The organism is Deltaproteobacteria bacterium, from assembly GCA_009930495.1.
Classification (GTDB): Bacteria; Desulfobacterota; Desulfovibrionia; order Desulfovibrionales; family Desulfomicrobiaceae; genus Desulfomicrobium.
In genome coordinates, this window is sequence record RZYB01000062.1 from 1 (window position 1) to 13,956 (window position 13,956).

Annotated in this window: 14 protein-coding genes; 1 reads left to right on the forward strand and 13 read right to left on the reverse strand. The window is 62.5% G+C overall.

The window, feature by feature from the left end; genetic code table 11:
• Positions 1-117: 117 nt before the first annotated feature.
• Positions 118-738, forward strand: coding sequence for a hypothetical protein (locus EOL86_07080; protein ID NCD25338.1), 621 nt, complete (start codon positions 118-120; stop codon positions 736-738).
• Positions 739-1,075: 337 nt separating this feature from the next.
• On the opposite strand, the gene EOL86_07085 is transcribed toward EOL86_07080, so the two are convergent.
• The 13 genes from EOL86_07085 to EOL86_07145 all read right to left on the reverse strand — a co-directional run.
• Positions 1,076-1,708 carry a hypothetical protein gene (locus EOL86_07085; protein ID NCD25339.1) on the reverse strand — a complete coding sequence of 211 codons (633 nt, stop codon included), beginning with the start codon at positions 1,706-1,708 and terminating at the stop codon, positions 1,076-1,078.
• Positions 1,709-1,840: 132 nt separating this feature from the next.
• Positions 1,841-2,827: a TIGR00266 family protein gene (locus tag EOL86_07090; GenBank protein NCD25340.1), complete on the reverse strand. Its 987-nt coding sequence runs from the start codon at positions 2,825-2,827 to the stop codon at positions 1,841-1,843.
• Positions 2,828-2,894: 67 nt separating this feature from the next.
• Positions 2,895-3,626 (reverse strand): tellurite resistance TerB family protein, encoded by a 732-nt coding sequence (locus EOL86_07095; protein ID NCD25341.1) that lies wholly within the window; start codon positions 3,624-3,626, stop codon positions 2,895-2,897.
• A gap of 117 nt (positions 3,627-3,743) precedes the next feature.
• Positions 3,744-4,454 carry a histidine phosphatase family protein gene (locus tag EOL86_07100; protein ID NCD25342.1) on the reverse strand — a complete coding sequence of 237 codons (711 nt, stop codon included), beginning with the start codon at positions 4,452-4,454 and terminating at the stop codon, positions 3,744-3,746.
• Positions 4,346-5,473: an HD domain-containing protein gene (locus EOL86_07105; GenBank protein NCD25343.1), complete on the reverse strand. Its 1,128-nt coding sequence runs from the start codon at positions 5,471-5,473 to the stop codon at positions 4,346-4,348. Before EOL86_07105 ends, EOL86_07100 begins: the two co-directional genes overlap by 109 nt.
• Entirely contained in the window at positions 5,470-6,495 is a 1,026-nt protein-coding gene (locus tag EOL86_07110; GenBank protein ID NCD25344.1) for an XdhC/CoxI family protein, read from the reverse strand. Before EOL86_07110 ends, EOL86_07105 begins: the two co-directional genes overlap by 4 nt.
• On the reverse strand, positions 6,492-7,892 hold the full coding sequence (locus EOL86_07115; protein NCD25345.1) for a phenylacetate--CoA ligase family protein: 1,401 nt from the start codon (positions 7,890-7,892) through the stop codon (positions 6,492-6,494). The genes EOL86_07110 and EOL86_07115 overlap by 4 nt, the downstream gene beginning before the upstream one ends.
• Positions 7,790-9,118 (reverse strand): radical SAM protein, encoded by a 1,329-nt coding sequence (locus EOL86_07120; protein NCD25346.1) that lies wholly within the window; start codon positions 9,116-9,118, stop codon positions 7,790-7,792. The genes EOL86_07115 and EOL86_07120 overlap by 103 nt, the downstream gene beginning before the upstream one ends.
• On the reverse strand, positions 9,111-9,554 hold the full coding sequence (locus EOL86_07125) for a C_GCAxxG_C_C family protein (GenBank protein ID NCD25347.1): 444 nt from the start codon (positions 9,552-9,554) through the stop codon (positions 9,111-9,113). Before EOL86_07125 ends, EOL86_07120 begins: the two co-directional genes overlap by 8 nt.
• Positions 9,551-10,258, reverse strand: coding sequence for a methyltransferase domain-containing protein (locus EOL86_07130; protein ID NCD25348.1), 708 nt, complete (start codon positions 10,256-10,258; stop codon positions 9,551-9,553). Before EOL86_07130 ends, EOL86_07125 begins: the two co-directional genes overlap by 4 nt.
• Positions 10,227-10,436, reverse strand: coding sequence for a DNA-binding protein (locus EOL86_07135; GenBank protein NCD25349.1), 210 nt, complete (start codon positions 10,434-10,436; stop codon positions 10,227-10,229). Before EOL86_07135 ends, EOL86_07130 begins: the two co-directional genes overlap by 32 nt.
• Positions 10,433-12,709 (reverse strand): hypothetical protein, encoded by a 2,277-nt coding sequence (locus EOL86_07140; GenBank protein ID NCD25350.1) that lies wholly within the window; start codon positions 12,707-12,709, stop codon positions 10,433-10,435. The genes EOL86_07135 and EOL86_07140 overlap by 4 nt, the downstream gene beginning before the upstream one ends.
• Positions 12,710-12,773: 64 nt before the next feature.
• Positions 12,774-13,956, reverse strand: a 1,183-nt coding sequence (locus tag EOL86_07145; protein ID NCD25351.1) for an aldehyde oxidoreductase, incomplete at its 5' end; no start/stop codon positions are given.

Here is a 13,956-nt window from a genome sequence, read left to right on the forward strand (position 1 = left end):
AATTCCCTGCCGGCGGAAATTGAGCGCATCTGCCGCGAGAACGAGTTGATCATCACCGAATGGTCGCCCATCCACCTGCGGACCAAACTTCAGGAACTGTACTGGAAGAACGACTCAGTGGCCGTGCTGGCCCAGACCTTCTGGGATGACGGCCAGAAATTCCATTACCTGCCGCGCCTGCGTAACCGTCAGGTCCTGGAAAAAGCGGTCCAAGCCGGAGCCGCCAGCCAAGATTTCTTTGGTTGCGCCTATGGCCAGAAGGAGGATGGCTTTGAAGGATTCCAGTTCGGCAGCGGCAACGTGCAGGTGGACGGCACGCTGCTCTTGATCGAACCGGGTGCAGCCAAGGCGTATGAAGAAAAACTCGCCGAGGAGGCTCGACGCGAACGGGAAAAATATAAGCCCGTCGATCCAGTTGAGCCTACACCGGTAAATGAAAAGCCTCCGGTTATCCCGATCATTCCACCAGCCATCAATGTTGCGTCACCTGTGGACCCACCTAAGCCACAAGCCAACGCATTCCATGGCTGCGCCGAAATCAGCGCCGGTTCCGCCAAGGCCCGCCTGACCGAACTGGCCGAAGAAATCATCGCTGTCCTGGCCCAAGACCCCAATGCCGAAATCCGCGTCAATCTGGAAATCCACGCCGAATACCCAGATGGAGTATCGGACCAAATCAAACGGGCCTTAACGGAAAATTCCAGGATGTTGGGCCTGAAGATGGCCGAGTGGGAGTAATTCCATTTCTAAATCGATACGACATCAGGAAAGGCATGGATTCCACGCAGAGCCTGGCTTGCCGCGCTCCCTGCGGTCGCTCGCAATGGACGAGCCAAATATCCCCGCCATTGCGAGAAGCTAGGCTCTGCGTGGGAGTCTTCGACGAAGCAATCCTCGCTTTGACGTAAAAATGGAATAATTCCATTTCCCGAACACGAATCATCCTTGTGAAAGGGGCCATCTTGGCCGCTCTCACAGGGATGGGATGATGCATCACTAACCTACTGACAAACCAAGATAAATCCTCGCACCAGCCCGAAACGCATAAAAGTGTTTTGGGCTCACCCTCCCCACCTTACCTCGCCTCGGCCTCCTTGCGGACCGTGGTGATCAAATCTCGGATATTGCTCACCTCCGTCACCTTCCAGTGCCCCTCGGGCTGCCGTTTCAGTCTGACCTGAACCGGGTAGCTCCGCTCGCTGCCGTGGTCGTAGAGTTTGGCCGAGGCCGTGGCCAGGTCGCCCTTGGGCGCGGCGCAGCGGATGGACCGCAATTCCTTGCGGGCAATGGAGGCGTCGGCGAACAGCGAGGACAAAAGTCCGCCGTCCTGCACGGGCTGGCGCAAGGACGGACTGCCGGAAAAATTCCCCGAAGCCACGCCCCAAAGCACGAACTTCCGCGTTTCCTCGACAAGAAGTTCCTTCATGGGGTTGGCCACGGCTTGGCCGGATTCGGCGGCCAAACCGCCGGACAGCATCTCCAGCAGCGGATCCCCCTCGCCGCTGGGCGGATGCTTGGCAAAATCAGCGATAAAGGCATCCACGCCCTTGGCGATGACCCCGCGCACATCGATATATTTTTCCAACAAGCCAGCATCCTTGGTATCGATGGCCTGCTGCAGTCCGGCCAGGGCCGCGTCCGGGGTTTCCGCCGCCATGGCCGGCAGGCCGAGCAGACAGACGCACAACATAACTATGATTCGAATCATGATTCGGTTCCTCCGTATGGTTCTGGCCCGCTCCCTAACGCAGGCCGAACACCCCGTCCAGAGAGGGCCACGCACGAAAAAAGGCCAGCCGGATGATTCCGACCGGCCTTTTCCGTGTGGCGCAAAACCGAGCTAGCGGTCGCCGCCCAGAAGCGAGCCGAGCGGCCCGAGGACCGAGCCCTCGTCCTTGGAGCTGGCGCCCGAGGCCGATTGCAGCATGCGGCCGGCCAGGCGCGAAAACGGCAAGGACTGCAGCCAGACCCGGCCCGGACCGGCCACGCGGGCAAAGAACAAGCCCTCGCCGCCAAAAAGCGCGGTCTTGATGTTGCCGGCCTGCTGGATGTCGAACTCCACGGTCTGCTCCATGGCCACGAGACATCCGGTGTCCACGTGCAGCACTTCGCCCGGAGCAAGGACCCGCTCCACCACCGTGCCGCCGGCGTGCAGAAAAACCTGCCCGTCGCCGTCCAGGCGCTGCATGATAAAACCCTCGCCACCGAAAAGTCCGGTCAGGATCTTGCGCTGGAAATGGATGCCGATGGACACGCCCTTGGCCGCGGCCAAAAAGCAATCCTTCTGGCAGATGAGCGTGCCGTTCACCGTGGTCAGGGACAGGGGAATGATATTGCCCGGATAGGGCGCGCCAAAGGCGACATGGGCCTTGCCCTGACCGGCATGGGTGAACACGGTCATGAACAGGCTTTCGCCGGTGACAAGCCGCTTGCCCGCGCCCAGCAGCTTGTCCATGAAGGAGCCGCCTCCACCACCGGAGCCGTCGCCGAACACGGCCTCCATCTGGATGGAGGCGTCCTTGTACATCATGGCTCCGGCCTCGGCCACGGCGCTTTCGCCCGGATCGAGTTCCACTTCCACGAACTGCATCTCATGACCGACGATCTTGAAGTCGATTTCGTCCGTTCCCCGGCTGACCGGCGGGGGCGGCGCCATGACCGCCGGCGCGGTCTGGGACAATTCGGCAATATGGGCGATGGGCACCCACTGCGCGAACCCCTCGCGCCAGGCGAATCCGCCTGGGTTCATCCGCGCCCTGGTCTGGGCCTGGGTCAAATCAAACGGGCCTTCCTGCTGGCCGTCAAAACTCAAATACCATTGTGTCATGGGTATCTCCGTAAAGAGTGAAGATCATGGCAAGGATGAATCGAAAACCCGCCGGCTTCGTCCATGTCTAAAAGTGTTTGCCCAGCCGTCGGGCAATGGACAAGGCCGCCTCCTCCTCCAGATCGAGAGCTTGGCGCAAAGCGGTCAGATAATCGCGCTCGGCCGGAGTATCCACGTCCACGGCCAGGAGCGAAACCGCGAAAACCTGGGCGGCCGCCGCCGGGGAGGAAACCTCGGCCGTGATGGCGGACAGCGTCCGGGGCGCGTCGAATTCCGCGCACAGAAAATCCTTTTCCTCCTCGGTCAGGCCGACGCCCTCCAAATGTCCGAGGATGCGCATGCGTTCGGTATCGTCGAGCACGCCGTCGGCATTGGCGGCGGCGATCATGGCCCGGATGAGCAACACCGGATCGGCCTGGGTCGAGGCCTGGACAGATGGTGGAACGGGCGCGGCGACAGGCGCGCCCGGCGTGGGTGGTGGCGTTGCCCCGGAACCCGGCAAGGGAGGTGGTGTCGTGTCCGCGCCACGGAGACTGGGCACGGGAATTGGCGGCGGAACAGGAGCCCCCGACGACGGCGGCATGGGCCCGGACGGCGGCCGAGGCGGGGCGACCGTGGCCGGAGCGGATTTTTGCTCCGTGAAATGTTCGAAAGCGGCCATGGCCACGCCCAAAAGGCCCATGCCCAAGGCGGCCTTGCCCGGCAGGGAATTCTTGGCTGTTTGTCCCAGCTCTCCCAGGCCGCCCAGTCCTCCGGAACCACCCAGCAACCCACCCAACAGTTTACCCGGATCGATCATGCGTCCTCCATGAACAGTGTTGATACTCAGGATGGCCGGAGGTCTATCGCAGTTCCGCCAAGGCGTGAAGAGGGGGGCACAAAGGCTGATCTGGCGCGGGGTCAAGCCTGATCGGGGCTACGCGGCCGGCTCCGATGGCGAAAAATTCATGGTGACCACGCACAGAGCTTCCGATGCGGGACGAAGCACGTTCACGCAGGCGTAATCCTGGCCGATACGAAAAAGATTCTCCAGCGGCATGCCCAGGATGCGGCACAAAAGAACCCGATTGACTCCACCGTGGGCGACAATGGCGACATCCGTGGATTCTTCCTCCAGGATGGCCTTGAACGCCGCCCACGCCCGACCCTGCACGTCGGTGAAGCTCTCGCCGCTGGCAGGTCGGAAACCAGCCAAATCCAGCCCCCGGGCCTCGTAGCTTCCGGGAAAACGGCCGCGAACCTCGTCCACGGTCAGGCCCTCCCAGGCGCCAAGGGAAATCTCGCGCAAATCCGGCACGGCTTGGGGCGCAAGCCCCAGGGCCTGGCCGATAATGGTCGCGCTTTCCACGCAGCGCGAGAGTGGGCTGCACAGCAGCCGCGCCACTCCTCTGTCCGCCAAAAAAAACGCCACGGCGTCCATCTGGGCCCGTCCACGATCCGTCAGGGGCAGGTCCGTCCGCCCCACGAACCGGCGCGGCGAAAATTGGGTGATCTCGCCATGACGAATCAGATACACGGTCACGACAATACCCCCGCGAGTATTCCATCTATTTCCGAGCCCGTGATCCGCTCCACCATTTCCTGTAGTCCCAAGGCCTTGTCCATGCGGCTCCGGATGGCGGCGCAGGCCTCGGGATCATCCCAATACTGGTCGAGCTTTTCCTGGAACCGTGCCCGCACATCGACGCGCCGTGGACCACGCACCAATTTGTCGGCCAGACAAACCACTTCCTTTTCCGTGAGCCGACCCGAGGCCGGCGGCGGCACCACGCGGTGGCTGGCGACAATGTCGGACAGTCCGTCCAGACCCAGGGCGGCAAGCATCTCCCCTCCGCGCTGTTCATGCTGCTTGAGCCCCTTGGCGATATCATGAACCAGGGCCGCGTTGTGGAGTAATTCCAAATCCAAGTCATGGCCGTGAGCGTTCAAGGCCTCGCCCAGACGCACGGCCACGCGGGCCACGGCCCGGCCATGAGCCACGCCGCGCCAGGGCATGAGCAACTCCGACAGGGCGCGCAGTTCCCCGGCTTCGCCAATATGCAAACGACGCGCCTTGCGCCGCAACAACGCGAAATCATCGCCCGTGTCCGCGTCCAGGAGCACGCCTCGATCCCAAACCGGGACATCCTGGCCCGGAAAACGTTCCAGCAGGGTTTTAAGCCCCCCCTGGCCGTCATGATCCAAAATCGCGGGAACAAGAGCTCCTGGAATCAGGGGCGGATGTCCACGCCGACCGTCATGGGTGGGATACAAAACAGTTCGGCCAGCATTCCCGGACATGGCATTCCTGGCCGCGACAAGGGCCTGCACGGTGGCCGGACGGACCAGCGGAATATCCACGGGCAGCAAAAAAAACGCATCCAATCCAAGCGCGGCCTCGGCCGCGACGCAGACCGAGGAAAACATGCCCCGGCCAGGATCTGGGTTTTGCACCCAGGACACTCCCAGGCGACGGGCCTCTTGACCGACCTCCTCGTTTCGGTGGCCCGTGACCACGGTGATGGCTCGCACTCCGGCCCGGTGGAAGGCGGTCACGGCCCACTCCAAAAGGGTCCGGCCTTCCAGATCCATCAAGGGCTTGAAATCCCCCATGCGCGAGGAAAATCCAGCGGCGAGAACAAAGGCTCCGATGCCCTCCGGGATCATCGCGCCGCCCCCGCCCGCGCCTGGATCAATTCCCCGACGATGCTGATGGCGATTTCGTGCGGCGTGTCCGCGCCGATGGGCAGTCCGATGGGACAAAAAACGCGGTCCAGGTCCGCCTGCGTGTAGCCGGATTCCAGAAGGGACCGATATACGGCGGCGCGTTTGCTTTTGCTGCCGATCATGCCGATGTAGCCGGCGTTGGTGCGCAGCGCCTGGGCCAGGACATCGCGGTCATGCACGTGCCCGCGCGTGACGATGATCACGTAGTCGTCCTCGCCGAGATCCGCGAGGCATCCGTCAAAATTCGACAACACGCGGACATCGCGGGCGCGGGGATACCGCTCCGCGTTGGCGAAATCGGCCCTGTCGTCCATGACCACGACCTCGAATCCGGCGAAATCGGCCACCGTGGCCACGGCCTTGGCCACATGTCCGGCGCCGACCAGGTGCACGACGCCGGGGCTGACCACGGGTTCGGCGAAAATCCGTAGCCCCTCGGATTCCAGTCGAAATGGCTGGCGGGATTTGGCGGCCTTGCGGGCCAGTTCCTCGGCCATCGGCGTCGGAATGGCGGGGCCTTGCCAACCGTCGCCCTGGCTCCAGAGCGCCAGGAGCGGAGCCGCGGTTTCGGTCAGGATCGTGGCCAGGGTCGGGCGTTGCCTGTTTCGGACCAGTTCATCCAGCCGGGCGAAAAAATCGATGTGTTCCGGAGTGATCCGCTGCAACAGCACCCTGGCCGCCCCGCCGCAGACCATGCCCGCCTCGGCGGCCGTGGACGAGGACAGATCAAAGGACATGGTGTCGTAGGCGCCATTATCCAGCGGCAGTTTCGCGGCGTGTCGTTGACAGGCACCCTCCACGGGGCCACCGCCGACCGAGCCCTGGATCGTCCCGTCCGGAAAAACCAACATCCGCGCCCCGGACGTGCGGGGCGCCGAGCCAGAACTGTCCACAATGGCGCACATCACAACACTCTGGCCCTGCCGCAACGCTGTCAGCAATGCCTCTAGTATGTCATTCATGTCACTTGTCCTCGTTTGTCCAAAAGTGTTCGTTTCGCGGTATGGGACGGGGAAAAAAAGTCAACCCGTCGCGTTGCGACTTGCAGGTGTCCCATGGCCAGGGCGCGGGCAATGGAGGGGATACCCTCCGTGGCGAGGCGTATAGCCGTTTTCGTATTTTCGTGATCCGGCCGGGACAAAAATTCGATTTCAAGCCAGAGTGTCTCATTTTGAACCACGGCCGCCCGATAGTCCGTCAGCCCGTCCACCGCGAAAAGCGCATCGTCCAGCATCTGGCTGGACAGGGCACTTCCGTCCGACAAGGTAATTATCGGGCTTCGGCCGCGAATGTCGCGCAACCTGGCCGTGATGCCGCCGCAAACGCAGGCCGTCGTGGCCAGCCGGGCCAGATCGCCGGTGCGGTAGCGCAGCAAGGGCATGGCCTGGCGTCCAAGCGTCGTGACAACCACCTCGCCCAATTCGCCATGCGCCAACGGGGCGCCTGTTTTGGGGCTGACGATTTCCACCAGCAGTTCCGATTCGCGCAGATGGCAGCCGTTGTGAGCCGCGCATTCCACGCCGCCGCCCAGGCCCGTTTCCGTCGCGCCGTAATGCAAGAATGTTTCGCAGCCGCAGAGTGCCTCGATCCGGGCGCGCAACGCGGGTGGGGCATAGTCCGAGCACAAGAGCATGGTCCGGACCTGACCGAATGGCAGCTCGTGCGCCAGTGCCAAAAGATGCTGGGGGAGCCCGACAACGCAGGTGAAGCCCTCGCACTGGATTTCATCGGCGCAGTGCGCGAAGTTTTCCGGTGGCCACATGCCCTGGCAGCGCAGACCGCCTTTGGCCAGGGCGCGGATAAGCAGATCGCCGGTGCTGTCCGGCTGGGCATGGGGCAACAGCGCCAAAACCGCATCCGATGGCGTGACGAGGCTGAACATGCCGTGAAGGAAAAAATCCAGTGTCGCTTCCAAATCCGTGGCCGTGAAATGCAGACGCTTGGGTGCCCCGGTACTGCCGGAGGTCTGCAGGGTGATGATACGGGCCACATCGCGTTGCGGCGCGCAGACCATGCGCAGCCCATGTTCGCCCACGTCCGTGGATGACATGAGCGGCAGCCGGGTCAGATCGGCCGGAGTTTTCAGATCGGCCGGATCAAGTCCCGCCAGGCGTTCCCGATACCACGGGCTTTTGGCCTGAACATAAATCACGGTCTGTCGCAGGGCCGCCATCTGGGCGCGTTCCAAATCTTCGCGGTTCAGCGGCAACGGCAGATCCAGCCGTCTGGCGGTCAGGGCCTCGACGGAGGATGGGCTCACACCTTCCCCCGGTACAACGTTTGGCCGCTTCTGGACGTGAGATTGAAGGCGCAGAACGGAATGAGACGACCGTCTGGTTGCGCCACATGAATGCAGCATCCTTGCAGGCGTTCCAGATTGAGGTTCCAGGCATCCTGAAAGGCCATGGACGAGATGGTGAAGGAGTGGGTTTTGGCCCGGGCCAGAAAGCGGTCCAGATCATTGTCCGGTTCGGTTTCGGAAATTTTGGGCGCGGCCCATTGCCGGGCCGTGACGCCGATGGACTTCAGGGCTCCGGCCTCGGCCGGTTTGGGGGTGCAGTCACAGGTCGCGCGGCCCAGCCGGGTGAACCCGCCATCCTCGCGCGTCACGAATTTGCCCGAAAAGGAACACAGGGCGTGCTCACAGCCGGGTGGCAGAAAATCATCCGTGGAAACAATGCCGCCGCTTTGCCCGGCCAGGCCGGACATCACTTCCGGCAGGGTGACATGATCCGGCGTGAAGTTTGCCGGATAGCGCCCAAAATAACTCATGGGCTGAAAATGCACACCGCGCACAAAGGGTTGGCGTTCAAGGCCGAAGCGGACGATGTCCCACAGCTGCCCCAGATTCACGTCGCGACGGATGGTCGGCACGAGAACGATGCCCAGACCCGCCTTGGCGGCATGATCAATGGCTCGGATTTTGACATCCAGCAGTGGCCGCCCGCGCATGGCCGTGAACACGTCCTCGGTCACGCCGTCGAACTGCAAAAAAACGGAAGCCAAGCCTGCTTCGGCCAGACGCGGCGCCAGTTCCGGATCTTCGGCCAGCCGCAGACCATTGGTGTTGACCTGCACGAAGTCAAAGCCCGCCTTCCTGGCCATGGCCACGATTTCCGGCAGGTCGTGACGCACGGTCGGTTCGCCGCCGGAGAGTTGGATGTTGCAGCCCTTTGTGCGGACCATGATCTGGTCGAACATCCGGGCCAGGGTATCATGGTCAAGGTCCGTGCCGACGGCGCCGCTGCTTGCAAAACAGATCGGACAGCGCAGATTGCACCTTTGGGTGATCTCCACCAGGGCCGTACAGGTGCGTTGGGCATGACGGGCGCAGAGACCGCAGTCATACGGGCAGCCGCGTCCAACGGCTTCGCGCGGGCCACCGGAAAACGGGATTTTGGGGCGCGACCAGGATGAAAACGCCGGCGTGCCGCGCCAAATCACGGTGGAAAATTCTCCATGATCCGGACAGGTCTTGACCATCCGCACACAGTCGCCGTCCGGAACCAACTCCGCCTCGATGGTTCGCAGGCATTCCGGACACACGCTGCCGACCCGGCCCAGAATCGGCGTGGCGCTATTCATGGACGCTGCCCGGATCAAAGCCGTTGTCGACCAGAATGCGCAGGATCTGGCCGTAACACTCCGAAAGCAGACTGCCGCATCTGGACTGATCCGGCTTGCCGTCGGGGACGATGGCGTCACAGGTGATGCCGCCGAAATGTTCGCCCGCATATCCGGAAAACCAGTCGGAAAGTTCCTCCAACATGAGTGGCAGTTTGTCACTGGCCTGTTCGCCAGGGGTGCCCTTGCCCGCGTGATAGGCCAGCAGACAGGCCCCGCCGGTCAGCACGCCGCAGGTACAGTGGCGGGACGCGCAACCGTTGCACAGACCAGACATGGCCCGGACCAGGCCGGGGTTTTCCACGCCCTGCATCTCCAGACCCAACAAAATCACGATCTGGGCGCAGCAAAAACCCTGGCCGCCCAGTCGCAGAATATCGAAATCATATTCGTTCATGATCGCCTCGCCATGAGTAAAAACAGTCCCGGGCGCGCGGCATGCGCCGCCCGGCACGCCGCCTGGGCCAAATCCGCGTCTCCTGTCACCGCCTGCCAGAACCCGTGCAGCGAGCCATGCCGGAACACAAACTCCGCGGCCGTACGGGCCAGAAGCGGAGAATGATCCTCCAGCAGGTCAAGTGTAAAGCCCGCTTCGACCACGTGCTCCACCACGGTTCCCAAGTCCGTGGCCTGGGCAAAACAGCAGCGCACGGGCCATGCTTCGTTTTTTTCCCCGCGCGTGAAAATGTCGCTCAACGCCAAAAGCCCTCCAGGCCGCAGGACCCGGAAAAATTCCGCCATGCTGCGGGCTTTGTCCGTCAGGTTCCAGGCGCATTCGCAGATGATCAGATCCAGGCTGGCGGGCGACAGAGGGAGATGGGACACATCGGCCCGGACAACGCGGCCCTCTGGCGCTTCGCGCAGAAAGGCCGCGTTCATGTCGAGGCCGATTCCTCGCGCGCCGAGTTTTTCCAGCAGGATCAAGGTCGCACCGCAGCCGCAGCCGGCGTCAAGCACGGTGTTGCCCGGCCTGACCGCCGCGAGTTCAAGCAGCCTTTTCGTCAGTTCCGTGCCGCCTGGTCGCAGCGTCTGCCCCAGAAAGGCCCGGACCGGGGTGGACGTGTAGAGTTCATTTGTCCTCAAGCAGTTGTTCCACTTCAAAGATTCGCCCCAGGGCCAGTTCCTCGTAAATCAGAACGGCGCCACATTTGGGGCAGACCGGCAGTTCGACCTGAAAGGTATTGCCCAGATAGTCGAGCTCCACTTTCCCCGGCACGAGCCGTTCGCCGCAGGGTTCGCAGATCCAGTCCATGTCCTGGGGTAAAAAAGTCAGACTCATATTCTGCCTCCCGCGATGCGCATGCGGTGGCTCCAGGCACGGAGCACCTCGAACGCGCCATTGTCTTCCCTGACTTCGGCCCAGAACGTGACTTCGCCAAGTTCGGCGGAAGCGATTTTGCGGCCGTCGGAGCCATGGCGGAACCATCGTCCGTCCCGCGTTGCCTGATGAAGCACCTGCCGCAGATCATCGAGCATGATGCGGCGTTCCTCAAGCATGGCCGCGACCGGTTCGGCCACGACCAGACCTACGGATTCCCATTGCTGCCGGGGCATTTCATCATGACCGAATCGGGACAGGATCATATTTTTGAGTTTGCGCCGGTTCATGCGCCGCGCCGAAATGCCGGCCGGGGCTTCCGAGGCGTCGTGGGCCGTTTCTGGAAAAAGCAGATCCAAAATATGCAGCACCGGCTTGCCGGTTTTGGCCAGTTGTTCCCGGCACATGGCACAATAAGTCAAAAAGTCCGCATCGGACTGCGCGACCCGCGTTTGGGCCACCTTGCGCGCCAGGGCCGGGTTGGCGTTGTCCATGAGTCCGCCGAAGCCGCAACATTCGGTCAGCTCTCCGGACATGGGCAGGTCGGCCAGGGGTTGGGAAGCCGACCGAAGCAGGACGCGGACCGCGTTTCGCGTTTCCGCGTCGTGACGGGAGGTGCACGGGTCCGAAAGCGCGAGCGCGGCGGATCCAGCAACCGGCCGTACGTCATGCGCGGCCAAAACCGCCCAGACCGAAACAGCGTTCAGACTCGGGAGATGGTCGCGGAACATTTTAAGGCAGGTTGAACAGGCCGTGATGACCACGGGCCGCCCCATGTCATCCCAGGTTGCCTCGAGTTGTCGGGCCAGACCCGAGAATTCATCCTCCCGGCCGGCCCAATGGGCCGGAGCCGCGCAGCAATCCAGCCAGATTCCGGTTTTGGGCTCCAGCTCCAGCAGTTTTTCGTACAGCCGCATGGTTTGGTCCGGGCGGATCCCGCCCAATTGACAGCCAGGGAAAAACAATGCGGTGCTGCCCGATGTCCCCGGCGCGTGACAGGCCAGGGCCGCCTGCTCGCTTTTGGCCGAGCGCATTTCCTCCAGGGCGAACCAGTGGGCCGAAGGTGGCATGCGTTTGGTGCGGACCATCTCGCGCCGGGCATCCAGACACATGGAGGCCATGGAAAAATCGTTGGGACAGACAACCTCGCACTGCCCGCACAAGGAACAGGAATTGATGAATTTATTGGCCTGGCGCATGCCCTGGACAATGGCCAGGTTGTTGAACACGCGGCGGGCGTATGTTTTCGGGTAGCCGTCATTGTCCTTGAGGTACACGCAGTGCTTGACGCATTCCAGGCACTGACAGTCGAGACAGCGCCCGGCTTCGGCCATGGCTTCCTCGCGGGTGTATCCGGTCGGGTTGGCGGGCGTGACGCGCGGTCTGGGTTTGACTCCCTTGGTGTTGGTGTAGAGCGCCGTGTGCCCGTTGCGGAGTAAAACCCGGCTCAGGGTCAGGGACGCGCCCTGCAAAAACCTGTCAATGGAAACAGCTGCCTCGCGCCCGTGGGAGATTGCGGTGATGAAGCGGGTGGCGCTGTCCGTCATGTTCATGCCGCCCGTGAACCAACCGCTTTTTTCCAGGGCAAAGGTCACGGGGTCGGGGAGGGTGAGCTGTTCCAGGAGATCGTCCGCGATAGTGTCATCCTGACCTACATAGATGGCGTCCGCCGCGTGTTCGGCGATCAACGCGGCGTTTAAAACCGGTGCCGTTTGAAACGAAACATGCAGGGCGCCCAGGCGGTTTACTTCGTCGGTCAGAATGTGGGGCGGCAAAACGGACTCCGGCAACCCGCGCAGCCATCCGCCGGGGGCCGCGTCCAAATGACGGACCATGACCGGATAGCCCTTTTTCGCCAGATCAAAGGCCACGCACAAACTGCTTGGCCCGGAGCCGATGACCAGCACTTTTTTCGGCCGGGCAGGCAGCCGCATCGCTTTGCCCTTGGTTTGTCCTTCCGCGATGCACAGGCGCTCCAGCAGGCCCAGACTGATCGCGCCGCCAAGATCCTTGCGCACGCAGAATTTCTCGCAGGGAGCTTCGCACAATCGCGCCGTGATGGGAGCAAAGGGCATGCTTTTTTCCAGCACGGCCCTGGCGGCATCCATGTCCCCCCTGGCCATGGCCAGGGCAAACGCCCGTCCGTCAACTCCCAAGGGGCATCCTGCTCGGCACGCAGGCGGTTCTTCCTGAATGCATGTGGCTTCCAATTCGCGCAGTTCCTTCTGGTCCATGCCCTCTCCTTGAAAATAAAAAAGCCCTCCGGACGCCAGCGCGTCCGGAGGGGATAAACGGGTATTACTTCTTCATTGCGGCCAGAACCTTTTCAGGACGGGCCGGCAGATCATGAATGCGGGCACCGCAGGCATTGTAGATGGCGTTGCACACAGCCGCGTGCGGGGCGGTCAGCGGCATTTCGCCGACACCGGAAGCGCCGAAGGGGCCATCGGGACGTGGTGTTTCGACATAGACGATCTCCATGTTGTCCGGAATATCCTTGATGTACGGAATACCGGCGCCACGGATGGTGGCATGCGCCTTCAGGTCTTCGTAATCCTCGGTCAGGGCCAGACCGATGCCCTGGGCCAAGCCGCCGTAGATCTGGCCATCGACCGCGAGGAAGTTGTTGACCTTGCCGATGTCGCACACGCAGACCATCTTTTCCACGGTGGTCTTGCCGGTCTTCACTTCCACGGCGACCTCGGACAGGAACAGGCCGTACATGTAGCAGCAGAACGGGCTACCCTGGCCATTGGCGTCGCAATCCTTGGCCGGAGCGGTCCACTTGCCGTAGTAGCGCAGGGGCAGCTTTTCGGCGACCATTTCGTCATAGGTGCGGAACCCGCCACCAGGCTTGGTCATGGACTTGATCAGCTGCTGGCAGGCGTTGATGATGGCCTGGCCGCCCATGACCTGGGAACGGCTGCCGCCGGCGGGACCGGTGTTCGGGGCCAGACGGGTGTCGTTCATGACCAGACGGATTTTGTCGGGAGTGATGCCCAGGGGCTTTAATGCCTCATGAGCCGTGCCCAGGGTGCCGATGTCCGCGCCCTGGCCGTGATCCTGCCAGCAATCGTAAATGGTGATGGTACCATCGGCCATCAATTCGGCATCGGCCTCGGCGGAGTCGGCTCCATCCAGACCGGCGCCGTACACGCCAACGGACACGCCCACGCCGCGCTTGATGTCAGCGGTGGATGTCGCCGCGACACGTCTCTTGGCTTCCTCGTATTTGGGCCGCATGATATCAAACATTTCCGGCAAGCTGTATACTTCGGGGTCCTGACCCGTCGGCGTGGTGGAGCCTTTGCGGTACACGTTTTTGTAACGCAATTCGAAGGGGTCCATGCCCAGCTTTTCCGCCAGCTCGTCCATCAGGGTCTCGGACGGGAATTCGGATTCCGGCGCGCCGTATCCGCGGAAAGCAGCACCCCAGCAATGGTTGGTGCACACGGTGCGGCCTTCGCCGCGAATGGCCGGG